The sequence below is a fragment of the Paenibacillus auburnensis genome, assembly GCF_927798115.1.
GTDB lineage: Bacteria > Bacillota > Bacilli > Paenibacillales > Paenibacillaceae > Paenibacillus_AQ > Paenibacillus_AQ auburnensis.
On the sequence record NZ_CAKMMG010000009.1, the window covers coordinates 107798 to 124936 of the forward strand.

At 55.9% G+C, this 17139-nt stretch carries 13 protein-coding genes and 1 tRNA gene; 12 read left to right on the forward strand and 2 right to left on the reverse strand.

The features are described 5' to 3' along the window. Positions 1–72: 72 nt before the first annotated feature. Complete coding sequence (locus tag L6H70_RS23255) at positions 73–405, reverse strand: helix-turn-helix domain-containing protein (protein ID WP_236336530.1); 333 nt, start codon at positions 403–405, stop codon at positions 73–75. A 238-nt stretch (positions 406–643) separates the two neighbouring features. On the opposite strand from L6H70_RS23255, the gene L6H70_RS23260 reads away from it, so the two are divergent. After that, a tRNA-Leu gene (locus L6H70_RS23260) sits at positions 644–727 on the forward strand. Positions 728–811: 84 nt separating this feature from the next. Here L6H70_RS23260 and L6H70_RS23265 read toward each other — a convergent pair. After that, complete coding sequence (locus tag L6H70_RS23265; RefSeq protein ID WP_236336531.1) at positions 812–1723, reverse strand: helix-turn-helix transcriptional regulator; 912 nt, start codon at positions 1721–1723, stop codon at positions 812–814. Positions 1724–1881: 158 nt separating this feature from the next. Between L6H70_RS23265 and L6H70_RS23270 the strand changes: the two genes are divergently transcribed. The 11 genes from L6H70_RS23270 (at position 1882) to iolE (ending at position 16562) form a co-directional block, all read left to right on the forward strand. Beyond that, entirely contained in the window at positions 1882–5046 is a 3165-nt protein-coding gene (locus L6H70_RS23270) for an alpha-mannosidase (RefSeq protein WP_236336532.1), read from the forward strand. 20 nt (positions 5047–5066) lie between these two features. Further along, a complete protein-coding gene (locus L6H70_RS23275) occupies positions 5067–6209 on the forward strand; it encodes a glycoside hydrolase family 88/105 protein (protein ID WP_236336533.1) in 1143 nt (380 codons plus the stop codon). A 596-nt stretch (positions 6210–6805) separates the two neighbouring features. After that, the gene (gene iolG / locus L6H70_RS23280) at positions 6806–7852 is read left to right on the forward strand and encodes an inositol 2-dehydrogenase (protein WP_236336534.1); all 1047 of its coding nucleotides are present in this window, start codon (positions 6806–6808) and stop codon (positions 7850–7852) included. 38 nt (positions 7853–7890) lie between these two features. After that, positions 7891–8721: a 5-deoxy-glucuronate isomerase gene (gene iolB / locus L6H70_RS23285; protein WP_236336535.1), complete on the forward strand. Its 831-nt coding sequence runs from the start codon at positions 7891–7893 to the stop codon at positions 8719–8721. Positions 8722–8882: 161 nt separating this feature from the next. Next, positions 8883–9893: a LacI family DNA-binding transcriptional regulator gene (locus tag L6H70_RS23290; protein WP_236336536.1), complete on the forward strand. Its 1011-nt coding sequence runs from the start codon at positions 8883–8885 to the stop codon at positions 9891–9893. 32 nt (positions 9894–9925) lie between these two features. Beyond that, positions 9926–10549, forward strand: a complete 624-nt coding sequence (locus L6H70_RS23295; RefSeq protein WP_236336538.1) for a class I SAM-dependent methyltransferase — start codon at positions 9926–9928, stop codon at positions 10547–10549. Positions 10550–10812: 263 nt separating this feature from the next. Continuing rightward, positions 10813–11820, forward strand: coding sequence for a 5-dehydro-2-deoxygluconokinase (iolC, locus tag L6H70_RS23300; protein ID WP_236336539.1), 1008 nt, complete (start codon positions 10813–10815; stop codon positions 11818–11820). After that, on the forward strand, positions 11820–11948 hold the full coding sequence (locus L6H70_RS28755) for a hypothetical protein (protein ID WP_279306790.1): 129 nt from the start codon (positions 11820–11822) through the stop codon (positions 11946–11948). Before iolC ends, L6H70_RS28755 begins: the two co-directional genes overlap by 1 nt. 19 nt (positions 11949–11967) lie before the next feature. After that, positions 11968–13428, forward strand: a complete 1461-nt coding sequence (locus L6H70_RS23305; RefSeq protein ID WP_236336540.1) for a CoA-acylating methylmalonate-semialdehyde dehydrogenase — start codon at positions 11968–11970, stop codon at positions 13426–13428. A gap of 23 nt (positions 13429–13451) precedes the next feature. Continuing rightward, positions 13452–15566, forward strand: a complete 2115-nt coding sequence (gene iolD / locus L6H70_RS23310) for a 3D-(3,5/4)-trihydroxycyclohexane-1,2-dione acylhydrolase (decyclizing) (protein ID WP_236336541.1) — start codon at positions 13452–13454, stop codon at positions 15564–15566. A 99-nt stretch (positions 15567–15665) separates the two neighbouring features. Then, on the forward strand, positions 15666–16562 hold the full coding sequence (gene iolE, locus L6H70_RS23315; RefSeq protein ID WP_236336637.1) for a myo-inosose-2 dehydratase: 897 nt from the start codon (positions 15666–15668) through the stop codon (positions 16560–16562). Positions 16563–17139: the final 577 nt, after the last annotated feature.

Here is a 17139-nt window from a genome sequence, read left to right on the forward strand (position 1 = left end):
GTAAGTGGAGTAGATACCGGCGGGCGTCTCGTATTTGACGATAAGCAGCTTGCAGCGGTCGCTATGAATGGACTACGGGAAGCTCTGGTCGCTGATGGTTAAACTAAGCTTGCTGCCGGTAATGAATTGGTTAACAAAATGAGTGACATCCTGCTGTTGGTATCCATCGGTATACACCGCTGACAGAACCGTGAGCTCCTGCGGCAGCAGAATGCTGTCGATGGAATGGCCCAGAATGCCGGAGAGCAGCGGCAGGGTAGCCGTTTCGGGCAGCGATTTGCCGGTTTCCCACTTGGACACTGCCTGGGCACTGACATGCAGCTGCTCCGCTAACTGCTCCTGTGACAATTGCTTTTCCCGGCGGAGCATGGCGATTCGCTTGCCTACTATTTCACTGCTGATCATATTTTTCTTCTCCCGAATTTGAATTCGACGTCGTAATTTCATTATAATTCCATCCGGCAAAATGAACAGCGATGGAAGGAGGGGGAACCTCGCAGGAAAACCAACCCTCAGTTGAGTTAGTGCTGCTGCAGGGTGGCGGGCGCTTCATTGGAGAGAATTTATTTCGAAAATAAAAAAAGCTTGCGAAGTCCCGGAATTCATGATATATTAATTCCTGCACTGCAATAAACATTACTTTGCGGTCGTGGCGGAATTGGCAGACGCGCACGGTTCAGGTCCGTGTGGTAGCAATACCGTGGAGGTTCGAGTCCTCTCGACCGCATACGATGTAAAAAAGCTTCTGAATTGCCCTTTGGGCAGCTCAGAAGCTTTTTTCATTATCACAAGGATTTCAGTGCTCCATCTGTCAGTAAGATAGTGTGGGAGCGAATGCCCCGGAGGAGGCCTGCTGCTTGCGGAAGGCAGACGGAGACATGCCGCTCTGCTTATTGAAGATGCGGTTGAACTGCGAAAAGCTGTTGAAGCCGCACTGCTCGGCGATGGCGGAGATTTTGTGCCGGGTGTGAATCAGCAGCTGTTGGGCTTTGCGGACGCGGGTCATCTGGATATATTCAGTCAAGGTAAAGCCGGTGACCGCTTTGAACTGGTGCGACAAATAGTAGGGACTGATATAGAACTCTCTGGAGATCGAATCCAGGGTGAGCTCGCTGCTGTAGCGGCTATGGATGCATGCGGTGATGGAATATATTTTTTGCATGGTCGCGTTCCCGATTTCCTCCAGTACATAGCTGTTCATCTCCCGCTGCTGGGTTAAAGCGCACAGAAACTGCTGGAACAGGCTGTGAATCAACACCGGGTTGAGCGGTGAAACGTCGTGTGACAAGGTAAAGATGGCGTTAAGGGGGGCGAACACAGCTCTGCGCGGCTCGCCCGTTAACCGGTAGATCGGCACTTCTTCGGCGAAAGGGAGCAGCATATTTTTGTGAGCGGTTTCTAAACCGGGTGTATTTGTAGGCACGGCAAAGTTGATGATCAGCCGTTTGTGCGGCGGACCAACGGGATACTGGGTCATGTGAAGCCGGAACGGACGAAGCAGAACAATGTCATATTGCCGCAGGGCATGTATGTTGCCTTCGATGATATGGGTGGCCCGGGAATCGAGCAGAATATGAATTTCGTAGAAATCGTGGTCATGCTGAAACTCCATATTGATATTGTGGGACCGCTGGTCATAGTCAAAATAATAAAAAAGCGGGTCAGCCGGAGTGTTGATGCGTACGCTATACCCTTGCTCATATAACAGGTCGCTTTCAAGCATATGCTCTCGCCGCCTTATTTTATAATTTACATGTATTATAGGTCCAAAAAAGCAAAAAATGCAATGTATGCGGTTTATTACAGCAATTAATGGATAGTTTTTGAGCGCGGAGATTTGCTATAGTGGCGATGTGAAAGCGGATACAAGGGGTGAAGAGGATGTTTTTGACCGAAGAAAAGCTGGTCCGGCGCCAGGCCGAACTCGGAAAGTACAGATACCTCAAGGTTCTGGAGCTTACGGAACTGGAGCTTGCGGAGGATGAGGACGGGGCTAATGGTGTTTATCCGGGTACAGTAGCGTTTGATGGCACAATCAGGCTGCATGAACACTGGCGCGGGCGGGACCGTTATGTCTGGCTGCGTGCCGTGGTGGTACTGCCCGAAGCTAAAGAGGGATTTAAGCTCGCAGGCAGATTTGATTTCGGGAAGTCGGGGAGCTTCAACAACTCGGGGTTCGAATCACTGCTGTTTGTGAACGGGGCGCCTTATCAGGGTGTGGATAACAACCACCGGGAAGTTATTTTTGGCGATGAATTGGGCGGACAGACTGTGGAATTGGCCTTTCGGTTATGGTCAGGTCTGGAGGGCGGAGGGCCGCCCGTTGTTCAGGAGCACCGGATCAGTGAGGCGATGCTGGGTTATCTGGATGAGACGGTCGATGATCTGTTCTATATGTCGCAGGCGGCACTGGACACCTTCCGTTACCTCGGCAGCGACCAGCCGGAGAAGCAGTGGCTGAAAAAGGCGCTGAATGACGCATTCAATGAAATTGACTGGTCGGAGCCGGGCTCGGAGGCACATATCCGCTCGCTGTACCGGGCAGATGCCAGCTTGAACCAGGCGGTTGAGGCCATGCCGCGAACCTTTGATGTGACGATTACGGCCTTGGGGCACACCCATATTGATGTTGCCTGGTTGTGGCGGCTGAAGCACACGCGTGAGAAAACGGCACGTTCCTTCTCAACCGTGCTACGGCTGATGGAGGAATTCCCGGAATATCAGTTCCTGCAGACACAGCCGCAATTGTACGACTATCTGGAGCGTGATTATCCCGAGCTGTTCGGGCGGATCACAGAGCGGATCAAGGAAGGGCGCTGGGAGGCGGAAGGGGCGATGTGGCTGGAGGCGGACTGCAATATTCCGTCGGGCGAGTCGCTGGTCCGCCAGATTCTGACGGGCAAGCGCTATCTCCGTGAGCAGTTCGGAATCGAGAGCAAATACCTGTGGTTGCCGGATGTATTCGGCTACAGCTGGGCGCTGCCGCAGATTCTGCGGAGGTCGGGCATAGACACCTTCATGACGACCAAAATCAGCTGGAACCAGTTCAACCGGATGCCGCATGATACCTTCTGGTGGCGGGGGATGGATGGTTCGGAGGTTCTGACGCATTTCATCACAACCTCGGAGAAGAACGGGGATGCGTACACGTATAACGGCCGGATGACGGCTGCGCTGCTGCGCGGAATCTGGAACTCCTATCAGGATAAGGAGATCAACGATCATCTGCTGTTTGCTTACGGCTGGGGTGACGGGGGTGGTGGGCCTACGCGGGAGATGCTGGAGCTTCGGCGGCGTTTCGATAAGCTTCCGGGGATGCCGAAGCTTCAGACGGGCAGCGCGGGGGAGTATTTTACCGGGCTGCATAAGCGTATCCGCGATGCTGAATCACAGGTGCATACCTGGAACGGCGAATTATACTTCGAATGCCACCGGGGCACCTACACTTCACAAGCACGCATTAAAAAATACAACCGCCGCCTGGAGCTGCTGCTCCGCGATGCGGAGTGGCTGCATACGCTGACCGGTGTGAGGCGCGGCGATCTAGCAACGGCATATCCTGCGGCGGAACTGCGCGGGATATGGGAGATCCTGCTGCGCAACCAGTTCCATGACATTATCCCGGGTTCGTCGATCAAAGAGGTGTACGAGGACAGTGACCTTGAATATGCGGAAGGTGAGGCCCGGTCGCTGGCTTTAATTAACGGCAGCAGCGGCGGGGAAGAAAGCGGCTACGGCAGCCCTAAGGACGGCAGTTGTAGCAGCGGTTCTGAGGGGACGGAATACTTCACGCTGCTAAACAGCTCGACCTGGGACCGCCCGCGTTATCTTGAACTGGCGGGCGAAGCCGATGGCCCGACCATTATCCGGGACCGTGCCGGGAAGCTGCTGGAGCAGCAGCGGACGGCAGACGGAGGCAGGTTGGTGTATGTTCCTTCCGTGCCTGCGCTTGGCACAGCGGTGCTTGTATCAGAGCCGATGAATACCCTGGCTTCGGAAGCGGGGCAGCTCGCGGTGATTGCCGGCCGCCGGCTGACCACACCGCTGGTTGAGGCGGTCTGGAATGACCAGGGCCATTTCATCTCGATACGTGACCGGCGTAATGACCGTGAGCTTCTGGCGCCGGGACAGCGCGGCAATGTGCTCCAAGTGTTCGAAGACAAGCCGCTGGATTATGAGGCCTGGGACATCGACATCTTCTATCAGGAGAAGATGACGGAAATCTCGCAGCTTACAGAGTGCAGGGTGACCGAGAACGGTCCGCTGCGGGCGGTGCTGCGCATGACCTGGACGTATCACCGTTCAGTGATTACCCAGGACATCATCTTCTACCGTGATTCGGCCAGAATAGATTTCCGGACTGTCATCGACTGGAAGGGGCATAACCAGCTGCTGAAGGCGGCCTTCCCGGTCGATATCCACGCGCTGGAAGCGACTTATGATATCCAGTTCGGCAATGTCAAACGGCCGACTCACTGGAATACGAGCTGGGACTACGCCCGTTTCGAAACGGTAGGCCACCAGTGGGCCGATGTCAGTGAGAAAGGATATGGCGTAGCTCTGCTGAATGACTGCAAATACGGCTATGACATCAAAGACAGTGTACTGCGGCTGACCCTGCTGAAGTCGGCCGTTCATCCCGATCCGGAGCAGGATCAGGGGCATCACAGCTTTACGTATGCGCTTTATCCGCATACCGGTGATTTTGTGGAAGGCGGAGTGGTTCAGGAGGCTTGGGAGCTTAACAATCCTCTGCGTACTGTACCCGGACAGCTGGAAGGCGAGCCGCTGTTCTCCATCGGAGGCGGACATGTGCTGGTCGATGCCGTCAAGCGCTCGGAAGATGGTGCCGATATTGTACTGCGCCTGCATGAATATGCCGGTTCGCGGACTCAGGTGCGCATAGAGAGCGCCTATTCCATCGCATCCTGGCAGGAGTGCAATTTAATGGAGGAGCCGCAGGGGGAATGGCGGGAGGACAGCTTGTCCTTCCAAATCCGGCCTTACGAGATCAGGACTTTTAGAATCAAGCTGCAACAGGTGTAAACATGAGAGGAGAGTGTGGCATGATGGGGGCAGGAGAGGGGCAACAGATGGTGAACAGCCGGGTGAACAAGGATGAGATGCTTGGAAAGCTGAGCCGTGTAACGGAAAAGCTGCTAAAGCTTGACCGGCCGGATAACGAGGCTGAATTGCAGACCCTGGGGGAGGATGCGGGGCGGCGGGGTTACTTTGCCCGTGATTTCGGCATGGAGGAATGGGACTGGCCGCAGGGCGTGGGACTCTATGGTCTGCAAAAGCTGGAACGGCATTTCGGCGACGGCCGATATACGGCTTATGCCAAGCCATGGATGGCCCGCCAGCTGGAGAAAGGACTGTCTAGCCGGAACATTAATACGACCGCACCGCTGCTGTCGCTGATGGAACTGGCGGAGGCTGAGGAACTAAGTCTCGAATGGGTAAACTGGCTGATGAATGGCCTGCCCCGCACACAGGAGCAAGGCTATCAGCATGTAACAACAGGTGCGGACAAGAGTGAAATTACACTCCATGAGAATGAAATTTGGATTGATACGCTGTTTATGGCTATTCTGTTCACGGCAAAAATGGGTGTCAAATACGATAATGCGCAATGGCGGCAAACGTCCCTGCATCAGCTGCTGCTGCATATTAAATACCTGTATGACAAAAAAACAGGCCTGTTCTTCCACGGCTGGCATTTTGGCGAACGGCATAATTTCAGTGAAGCCTTCTGGTGCCGCGGCAATGGCTGGTTCACGCTCGGATTGCCGGAGTATCTGGAGCTGATGCGCCCGTATCTGGACAGTGGAGTCTTCACGTATCTTCAGCAGATTCTGCAGGCACAGGCGGAGGCTTTACTGGCCTGTCAGAGTGCAGACGGACTGTGGCATACTCTGCTGGATGATCCGGGGAGTTACACCGAAACGTCCGGATCGGCGGCCATTGCAGCAGGCATTCTGCATGGAGTACGCCGTGGGCTGCTGCCGGAGGCTTATGCTGAACCCGCTCTGGCTGCGATTCAGGCTGTGCTGGAGCGGATTGACGGTGAGGGCACAGTGCTTGGCGTTTCAGGCGGCACGCCGATTGGTGCAGCCAAGGAAGATTATAAAGGAATCATTATTGCCCCCATGGCCTACGGTCAGGCGATGGCTCTGGTCGCGCTCGGCGAAGCTCTGCATTACTGCTGAGGCTTGCGCTGGACTGTAGGCCCCGAATATTCTCGAATAAAGGTAGGAGCGTGATGCTTCGGGCGGTTGTGTTGCTACCTTTCGCTGGAACAGAAGGGAAGAGCTTCGTGGCAAAGTGTGTCATGCAACAGGAGGGAAAAGTTTCGTGGCAAGGTATGTCATGGAACAAGAGGCTCCAAAGATTAGTTGGATATTATCCAGCTAGTTCAATCATTATCCATCATTTATAATGATTAGTTGGAAAAACTCCAGCTATTCCGAACCAGAAGCCCTCTATGGGGTGAATTCGGTACAATGAAGTGGAGTTTTTCCCACTAGCCTTCTAATCCTAGCATTGGAGGGCGAAAGAGGTGGAGAAAATCCACTTAGCCTGATCAGAAGCATGTGCCTTGCAAAACAATTTTTAATATAGTTCTGATGAAGAACAGGCCTGCACAAACAAAGTGCTGTCATACTACGAGTCTGTGCGGGTCTCTACTTAGCTGTAAATAAAATGCGGTACAACCCGGCGAAAGATTTGCTTGTAGCTTCCGGATGCATGGAGTATACTGTTGTCGGGAAGGTTAAGCGCTTACCCTCTGAGGAGGATAAGTGATATGGTAAAACCAATCGTAGTTGGCATTATCGGCGCCGGAAGAATCGGCCGCCTGCATGCGCATAATCTGCGTGTGATGCCGTCGTTTACGCTGAAGTCCATTGCCGAGGCTGTAGTGAGCGAGGATTTGCTGGCCTGGGCGGAGAGCCGCGGCCTGGGCCCGGTGTTCGTGGACGCGGAAGATATTCTGAAGGATCCGGAGATCGAGGCGGTGTTCATCTGCACACCAACGGATACCCACGCCACTTGGATTGAGCGGGCCGCCCGCGCGGGGAAGCATATTTTCTGCGAGAAGCCGATCAGCCTGTCGCCCCAGCAAACCAGCCGGGCGCTGCAGATTGCAGAGGAGGCAGGCGTGCTGCTTCAGGTCGGCTTTAACCGCCGGATGGACCCGAGCTTCCGTAAGCTCAAGCAGCTGGTTGAATCAGGAGAGCTGGGCAGTCCGCATATTGTGAAGATCACTTCACGTGACCCTCAGCCTCCCGGCGAGGGGTATGTGCGCTCTTCCGGCGGCATGTTTATGGATATGACGATTCACGATTTTGATATGGCCCGTTATCTGATGGGCGAGGAAGTAACGGAAGTGTACACTCGTGGGGCCAATCTGGTGGATCCGATGTTCGGGCGCTGCGGCGATGTGGACACGGCCGTTATCACGCTGACTTTCACCAGCGGAGCGATCTGTGTCATTGATAACAGCCGGAAGGCGGTCTATGGCTATGATCAGCGGGTCGAGGTGTTCGGCTCGCTCGGCTCGGCCACTGCCGACAATTGCCGCCCGACGACAGTAGAGGTATCCACCGCAGCTTCGGTCACCCGCGACCAGCCGCAGCATTTCTTCCTGGAGCGGTACAACCAGGCCTTTACCGATGAGGTTGCTGCGTTTGCCCGCACGATCCGCCTGCAGGAGCCGCTCATCTGCAGCGGGCTTGACGGCCAGCAGGCTGAGCGCCTTGCCGTAGCCGCCAAGGAATCGCAGCAGAGCGGGCTTCCGGTCAAGCTGTCTGCCAGCGCCGGGGAGGGACAATCAGAGTTGCAAGCCTTGTAAGCGGATGCATACCTTAAAGACCGAGGAGGACAGTGAAGATGTCTGATCTAATCATTAAGGCCGGTGCGCCCGGCAGGGATGGGCTTGTGGCCGCGGTGAGCAAGGAGAGCGCCGGATGGAAATACGTAGGGTTTGAAGTGTATCAGCTGCCTGCAGGAGATGTGCTTAAGCGCAGTGCGGAAGGGAACGAAATCTGCCTGGTGTTGCTGGCGGGTAAGGCGGATGTTAAGGTGGACGGCCAGCTGTTCGCCGGTATCGGCGGGCGCATGTCCGTCTTTGAGGATATGCCGCCGTATGCGGTATATGTTCCGGCGGGAGCGCATTATGAGGTTACGGCCCTGAGTGAGCTGGAGCTTGCCGCCTGCCTTGCGCCAGGAACGGGTAAGTATCCCCCGCGGCTGATTGCCCCGTCCGATGCTGTGGCTGAGGACCGCGGCTATGGCAGTATGTCCCGCCGGGTGGTCAACATCCTGCCTGAGAGCAGCGAAGCCGAGAGTCTGCTGGTCGTGGAGGTGCGCACGGGCGGCGGCAACTGGTCCAGCTATCCGCCGCATAAGCATGACCGGGATAATCTGCCGGCGGAGTCCTATCTGGAGGAGACGTACTATCACCGGGTAAATCCCTCTCATGGTTTTGTAGTACAGCGGGTGTACAATGACGACCGCAGTCTGGACGAGACGATGGCCGTGCCTGACCGCAGCATTGTGCTGGTTCCAGAAGGCTATCACCCGGTGTCTGCGCCGCCCGGCTATGATTCTTATTATCTCAACGTGATGGCCGGTCCGGTCCGCACCTGGGTCTTCCACAACGATCCGGATCATGAATGGCTGTTCAAGGCTGGACAGCGCAAGCCGGGCGGGCAGGAGTAGGGTTGCCGGCACGTAAAATGAAAGGGGCTTCCGCCCGTCGGAGGCCTCTTTTGCGCGGTCCCGGTAGACGAGGCGCTGTCTCCGCCGGATAGACACTGCCGGGTGAGTTCCCTATAATCGAGGTATACGATGGCATGAACGTAAAGGCGGGCTTATTAACAATGAAACCTACGATCTATGATGTGGCACGGGAAGCGGGAGTCTCGATCGCTACGGTGTCCAAGGTATTGAACAAGAGCGGGCGGATCAGCGACAAGACACGGGAGAAGGTGGGCCGGGTCATGGAGGAGCTGAACTATCAGCCCAGCCTGGTGGCCTCTGCGCTGACGAGCCGGCGGACGGGAACGATCGGGCTGGTGATTCCCGATATCGCCAATCCCTTTTTTGCCGAGACGGCCCGCGGTATTGAGGATTATGCCCAGGAGCAGGGGAGCGACCTGATCGTGTGCAGCACAGACCGGGATGATGAGAAGGCGGCCAGATATATCTCGCTGCTCCTGCGCAAAAGAGTGGACGGCCTGATCATTGCCTCCCATACGGGGAAGACGGATGTGATCCGCCGCCTGCTGGCCGACCGTGTGCCGCTGGTGCTGTTCTCGGCAGATATCCGGATGATGGAGGGTAATAGTGTCACGGTCGATGACTATAAAGGCGGGTATCAGGCGACGGAATATCTGCTCTCCCTGGGGCACCGCAGGCTGGGAATCATCTCTGACAACCTGCCCGGAAGCAAGCTGCGCGCCGAGGGCTTCCTGGATGCCCTGAAGGATGCGGGGATTCCCTTTGACAATCCGGCGAATCTTACACATACCTCGGCCACGCTTGAGAACGGCCGTAAAGCGGCCGCAGTTATGCTGGGCCAGGCAGAGGAGCAGCGGCCGACCGCGATATTCGCCTGCAACGATCTGCTTGCGATCGGGGTACTTAAAGAAGCGCGCGGCGCAGGCCTGTCCATTCCCCGTGATCTGTCCGTAGTGGGCTTTGACAATACAATGCTGGCTGAAATTTGTCATCCTTCCCTGACCAGCATCGCCCAGCCCCTGCGCGAGATGACGGAGCAGGCGATGATTCTGCTGAATGAATCGATCGACAATCCGGATAGCCCCAAGCGCAAGATCATGCTGATGCCGGAGCTGATTGTCCGTCATTCCACGGGTCCGGTACCGGGTTGAAAGAGAAAGATATCTTAAGGAGTTGGGCGTAGGTGTCAATCCATGAGAAGGTACAACAGTGGGAACGGGAAGAGGGCGTCAGGCTCTTTCAAAATCTCGGTCTGCCCCGCAATGCGGCGATTTTAGATTATGGATGTGGATTTGGTCATTATTCAATAGCCGCTTCAAGGTTTCTGGGAGGCAAGGACGGACAGGTATATGCAATAGATATCAATAAGGATTGCGTGAAACATGTTTCTAAGGTAGCTGATGAGGAAGGTTTGGTAAATATTATAGCTGCCGGAGGGAACAAGGATTATAGCTTTAACTTTTCAAATGATGTTTTTGACATGATTATGTTCTATGACCTCTTGCATGGCGATGGATTTCATAGATTCACCCTGTATGAAGAGGCTTCAAGAACTCTGAAAAAAGGCGGAATCTTGTCGATTCTGCCGTTCCATCTGTCAAACTTCCGGGATAAGGAAGGAAAGAAAACAAGCTACTCCTACCGTAAATTGGTCTTGGAAGCTCAAGAATATGGGTTTACGGAAATCGGCGAAAAGCCGCTGGGCATTCATTTTGAGAAATATCACAGCGCATATTATATAAATAAAGGCGGAGTTGAATTCGAGAATTTGGAAAGAGCAAAAATTTTGAATTTGCAAAAAAACTAAGGTTTAATTCCATAAGCTTGGCACCTGAAAGGCCGGTCTAGTACATAGACTGGCTTGTTTGCGTGTCTTGTAAAGCTGGCGCGCAAGTGTGATGATATCGCTTTCAAATTGAGGATTGCCAAACCGGAAATTCTAAACTATACTAAAGGGGAAAATTAGGTTAAGCGCTTACCCTTCCCGGGGATGATTTGCATGAAGTTCGAAGAACCGGCAGTGGTTGTTCCGGTCCCTTTTCGCTGAAGCTTTTTCAAGGAGGCGTCACTATGAATGGTTTACAGTTTAATCCCGCCCGGCCGCTGGACTTAATCGCAGTCGGCCGGCTCTGTATTGACTTGAATGCCAATGAAACCGGCAGACCTATGGAAGAGACCATGACCTTTACCAAATATGTCGGCGGCTCGCCTGCGAATATCGTAATCGGCACGGCCCGGCTGGGCCTGCGCACCGGCTTCATCGGCAAGCTTGCCGATGACCAGATGGGCCGGTTTATCCGCGCCTATCTGCAGCAGAATGGCATCGATGACAGCCAGGTGAGCGTGGACCGGACCGGTGCGGTGACAGGACTTGCTTTTACCGAAATTAAGAGTCCGCAGGAATGCAGCATTCTGATGTACCGGGACCATGTGGCGGATTTGCTGCTGAATACCGGGGAAATCTCCGAGGATTACATCCGGCAGGCCAAGGCGCTGCTGATCTCCGGCACCGCTCTGGCGCAGAGCCCCTCCCGTGAGGCAGTGTTTCTGGCACTGGAGTTTGCCCGCAAGCATAACGTCACTGTATTTTTTGATCTGGATTACCGCCCGTATACCTGGAAATCGGCCGCAGAGACGGCTGTCTACTATAATCTGGCTGCCGAGAAATGCCACTGCATCATCGGTACCCGCGAGGAATTCAATATGATGGAGAGCCTGTACAATGTGGCTGATGAAGACGATGAGAGAACGGCCAGCAGCTGGTTCGCACATCAGGCGAAGCTGGTCGTCATCAAGCATGGCGGCAGCGGCTCGATCTCTTATACAGCAGACGGGCAGAGTCACCGGAGCGGTATTTTCCCGGCCAAGGTACTGAAAACGTTCGGCGCCGGCGATTCTTATGCCTCCGCCTTCATCCACAGCCTGATGCACGGCGACAGTGTCAGTGAAGCCATGCGCCGCGGCAGTGCTTCGGCCTCCATCGTCATCTCCCGCCACAGCTGCTCGGACGCGATGCCGACCCTGGAGGAATTGGAAGCGTTCTTACTGACTAATGAGGAGATCACTTCAGGCGCTTAGTGAGAAGAGCGGAAGCAGCCGATGCACCTGAGGCAGCGGAAGGAATCGGAAGCCGCAGAGGCAGCAGAGGCAGAGTCAATCGAATCGCACAGCGGTGCAGCAATACTTTAGCAGCAGTACATCATTAGAGCCGAGGGAGTGGACAGAATGGCAGAGCAAACCGTGCAAGTACTGAACAACTATATAGACGGGCAATGGGTAGAGGCGGATACGAAGCTGACAGAGCCGGTGTTTAATCCGGCCACTGGTGAGGAGCTGGCCAGAGTTCCGTTGTCCGGCAGAGCCGATGTTGACCGGGCAGTAGCGGCGGCGAAAGCGGCTTTTGCCGACTGGTCCAAAACGCCGGTGCCGCGCAGAGCGCGGATTTTATTCAAATATCAGCAGCTGCTCGTGGACCACTGGGAGGAACTGGCGAAGACCATTACGCTGGAGAACGGCAAAAGCTTCAAGGAAGCCTACGGCGAGGTACAGCGCGGCATCGAGTGTGTGGAGTTCGCGGCTGGTGCGCCGACGCTGATGATGGGCCGGCAGCTGCCGGATATTGCGACAGGCATTGAGTCCGGGATGTACCGCTATCCCATCGGGGTGGTCGGCGGGATTACACCGTTTAATTTTCCGATGATGGTACCCTGCTGGATGTTCCCGCTGGCCATTGCCTGCGGCAACACCTTTGTGCTGAAGCCTTCGGAGCGTACCCCGCTGCTGGCGGCGCGCCTTATTGAACTGCTGGCGGAAGCCGGACTGCCGAAGGGTGTGCTCAATGTAGTTAACGGTGCGCATGAGGTGGTCAACGGGCTGCTGGAGCATCCCGATGTGAAGGCAATTTCTTTTGTCGGATCGCAGCCGGTGGCTGAATATGTCTACAAAAAAGGAACAGCCCACCTGAAGCGGGTTCAGGCGCTGGCCGGGGCAAAGAATCACTCTATCGTTCTGGCAGACGCGAACCTTGAGGCTTCCGCTAACCAGATTGTGAATGCGGCCTTCGGCTCAGCCGGAGAGCGCTGCATGGCTTGCTCTGTTGTGACAGTGCAGGAGGAGGTGGCCGATGAACTGATCTCGATTTTGCTGCGTGAATGTGATGGTATGACTATCGGTAACGGGCTGGACGAGGATACGTTTCTCGGTCCGGTCATTCGCCAAGGTCATAAGGACAAGACCGCCGCTTATATTGATCAGGGTGTGGCTGAAGGCGCGAAGCTGCTCAGAGACGGCCGGGTGGATGCTGCTGTGCAGGGAGAGGGTTATTTTATCGGCCCGACAGTGTTTGACGGGGTGACCCGGGAGATGAAGATCTGGCAGGAGGAAATTTTTGCGCCGGTGTTGTCAGTCATACGGGTCAAGGATGTGGAAGAGGCGGTGGAGATCGCCAATAGCTCACGTTTTGCCAACGGGGCTTGTATTTTTACGAATGACGGCGGGAAAGTGCGCTATTTCCGGGAGCATATCGAGTCAGGCATGCTGGGGATTAATGTCGGGGTACCGGCACCGATGGCCTTCTTCCCTTTCTCCGGCTGGAAGGATTCCTTCTACGGTGATCTTCATGCGAACGGAAGCGACGGGGTTGAATTCTACACACGCAAAAAAGTCGTTACTGCCCGCTGGCAGTAGAACAGGCGAAGGGAGGAAATGAAGTGGAGCGAATCAGATTAACGACGGCGCAGGCGCTGGTAAAATTCCTGGATCAGCAGTATGTGGACTTTGGCAGTGGCCCGGAACGCTTCATCCATGGCATATTCACCGTCTTCGGCCATGGCAACGTACTCGGTCTGGGGCAGGCGCTGCAGGAAGCGCCGATCGGGCTGACGGTCTACCAGGGCCGGAACGAGCAGGGGATGGTGCATGCGGCGACCGCCTTCGCCAAGCAGAGCCGCAGGCGGCGGATTATGGCCTGCACTGCTTCCGTTGGGCCGGGTTCAGCGAATATGCTGACGGCTGCCGCGACGGCAACGGCGAATCAGATTCCTGTTCTGCTGCTACCCGGCGACACCTTTGCCACCCGCCAGCCCGATCCGGTGCTGCAGCAGATGGAGCATACTTACAACCTGTCGATCACAGTGAATGATGCCTTTAAGGCGGTGAGCAAATATTGGGACCGGATTTACCGGCCGGAGCAGCTGATGACGGCACTGCTGAACGCCATGCGTGTGCTGACCGATCAGGCGGACACGGGAGCAGTTACGATCGCACTGCCGCAGGATGTGCAAGGGGAAGCGTGGGATTATCCGCTGGAGTTCTTTAAGCGGCGTGTCCACCGGGTCGCTCCCCGGCTCCCCCGTCCGGATGAGATCGCTGCGGCGGCTGAGCTGATTGCCGGCAAACAGCGGCCTTTGCTGATCTGCGGAGGCGGAGTCCGGTATAGTGACGCCGGAGCTGAGCTGCGCGCTTTTGCCGAGAAATTCGCCATCCCGTTCGGGGAGACGCAGGCCGGAAAAAGCGCGGTGGCCAGCAGCTTCGCCTACAACCTCGGCGGCATAGGGGTCACCGGTAACGGCTGCGCCAATATGCTGGCTCGGGAAGCCGATCTGGTGATCGGTGTCGGCACCCGGTTTACGGATTTCACCACAGGCTCGAAGAGCCTGTTCGCGCATCCTGAGGCGGAGTTTTTGACGCTCAACGCCTCGCCTTATCATGCAGCCAAGCTTGATGCGCTGGCTGTGGTATGTGACGCGGCTGAAGGCCTGAAGGCGTTATCCGCTGCTTTGGAGGAGCGGGGTTACCGCTCTGCTTATACAGATGAGATCGTATCCGCCAAGAAGACTTGGGAAGCGGAGAGAACCCGTCTGGCTGGCGTGGAGTATACGGGGGAAATAGGCGGTTTGCAGGCGGCATATGGCGTATTGGAAGGCAGCGTGGAGGAGGCCGGTGCGATGGATAGTGTGAAGGAAGCCGGTGCGATGGAGGATGGTGTGAAGGAAGCCGGTGCGGTGGATGGCGTGAAGGAAGCCGGTGGGATGGAAGACAGCACGCGGGCAGCGGCCCGCTTAGGGGATTTATTCGTACCCGAGGTTGCCGGACATCTAGATGATAAACTCCCCGAGTATGCGGAGGTGCTGAATACTTCACTGACTCAGACACAGGTGCTTGGGATCATCAACGAGTCCATTCCTGAGGATGCCATTGTCATCGGAGCGGCCGGCAGCCTGCCGGGTGATATGCAGCGGATGTGGAATTCGGCTGTGCCGGATACTTACCATATGGAATACGGATTTTCGTGCATGGGGTATGAGATCGCCGGTGCACTCGGCATCAAATTGGCTGAGCCGGAGCGGGAGGTATACGCCCTGGTCGGGGACGGCAGCTATCAGATGCTGCATTCGGAGCTGGTAACGAGCCTGCAGGAGAACAAGAAGATCAACGTCATCCTGCTCGACAATGCAGGCTTCGGCTGCATCAACAATTTGCAGATGGAACAGGGCCTCGACAGCATGGCGACAGAATTCCGCCATCGCGGCCAAGACGGCGGGCTGAGCGGCGGGCTGATGGTCATCGACTATGCAGCCAGTGCCGCCGGCTATGGGGTCAAGACCTTTCGGGCGGCGACTGTGGAAGAGCTGCGTAATGCTCTGGCGGAAGCCCGGCGGGCGGAACGGTCCACGCTGATCGACATCAAGGTGCTGCCGAAGACAATGACACACGGCTATGGATCCTGGTGGCATGTCGGTGTGCCGGAAGTGTCCGGCAGCGAAGCCGTGCAGGCCGCCTACGTGCAGAAACAAGGGCAGCTGGAGAAGGCTCGCAGTTATTAAGCTGTTTAAGCAGTTTGTGCTGTCGGAGCAAGGAAACTCTGCGGTGGGCAGCTGAAGCCTACTGCCATACCTGTGATAATGGAAGGGGTAGTACCGATGATGTTCAAAGAACATGCGGTCAGGCTGGCGATTGCCCCCATCGCCTGGACTAATGATGATATGCCTGAACTGGGGCGGGACAATACGTTTGAGCAGTGTATTAGTGAGATGGCACTTGCCGGGTATGAGGGCAGCGAGGTGGGCAACAAATATCCGCGTTCTCCGGAGCGGCTGCACCGGGCGCTTGAACTGCGAGGGCTGCAGATTGCCAGCGCCTGGTTCAGTGCCTATCTGACGGCAGGTCCTTATGAGGAGACTGCGAAAGCTTTTATTGCACACCGTGACTTTCTGCATGAGATGGGAGCCAAAGTGATTGTGGTTTCCGAGCAGGGGCGGAGCATCCAAGGGCAGATGGATACACCTTTGTTCGCTGCCAAGCCCGTGTTTACGGAAAAGGAGTGGGCGGCGCTCGCTGCGGGTCTGGGCGGGCTGGGCCGCCTGGCTGCCGAAAAGGATATGGTGCTTGTCTATCACCACCATATGGGAACCGGAGTGCAGACGGCGGCTGAAATTACCCGGCTGATGGAGCTCACCGATCCCGGCGAGGTATCCCTGCTATTTGATACCGGGCATCTGGCTTTTGCCGGTGAGAATCCTTTGGAGGTGCTACGCGCCCATCTGCCGCGGATTAAGCATGTCCACTTGAAGGATATCCGTCCCGGGGTTGTCCAGCGTGTGATTTCGGATGGGCTCAGCTTCCTGCAGGCGGTAAAAGCAGGAGCGTTCACCGTGCCGGGTGACGGGTGCATTGCGTTTGCGGAGATTTTTGAAGAATTGGCGGCGGCGTCCTATACGGGATGGTTCGTGGTGGAAGCGGAGCAGGATCCGGCGTTGGCCGATCCACTGGAATATGCGATCAAGGCGCGCCGCTATATCCGGGAAGTCAGCGGCTTATAAGCCGCTTGGGCGGCGGACCGGGCGGCTGTGATCTGGCGGGTTTGTCCAGGTGAATGTCCATGCGGGGTTGTGCGGCTGCGGCTGTGCGCACCCCGCCTTTTGCATTGGTAGGGGTATGTGGACTTCTATCGTTGCGCGGATAAGAAGCATCTTAAAGGTGTAGGTGTGGTAAGGGGGAATCTTCGTAAGAAGATGGAGCCCGGCCAATCCCGGACGGAAACAGAGGGAAAAATCCCACTGATTGGGCGGAAGTCCGGCCACCGGGCGAAAATAGTAGGAAAAATCCCACTGATTGGGCGGAAGCCCGGCCATGGGGCGGAAACAGAGGGATAAATCCCTCTGTTTAGGCAGAAATCCGGCCACCGGGCGAAAATAGTGGGATAAATCCCACTGATTGTACAGAAACCCGGCCACCGGAAGGAATCAGAGGGAAAAATCCCACTGATTGGGCGGAGACCCGGCCGCCGGACTCCGCAGATCGGGTTCGGGCCGTCCGGATGATCTTAATGCGTCAACTCCGGGAACAAGGTTGTTACGAGAATCCATTAGAATCCATTATTTGCTCCGTTGGCCGGGC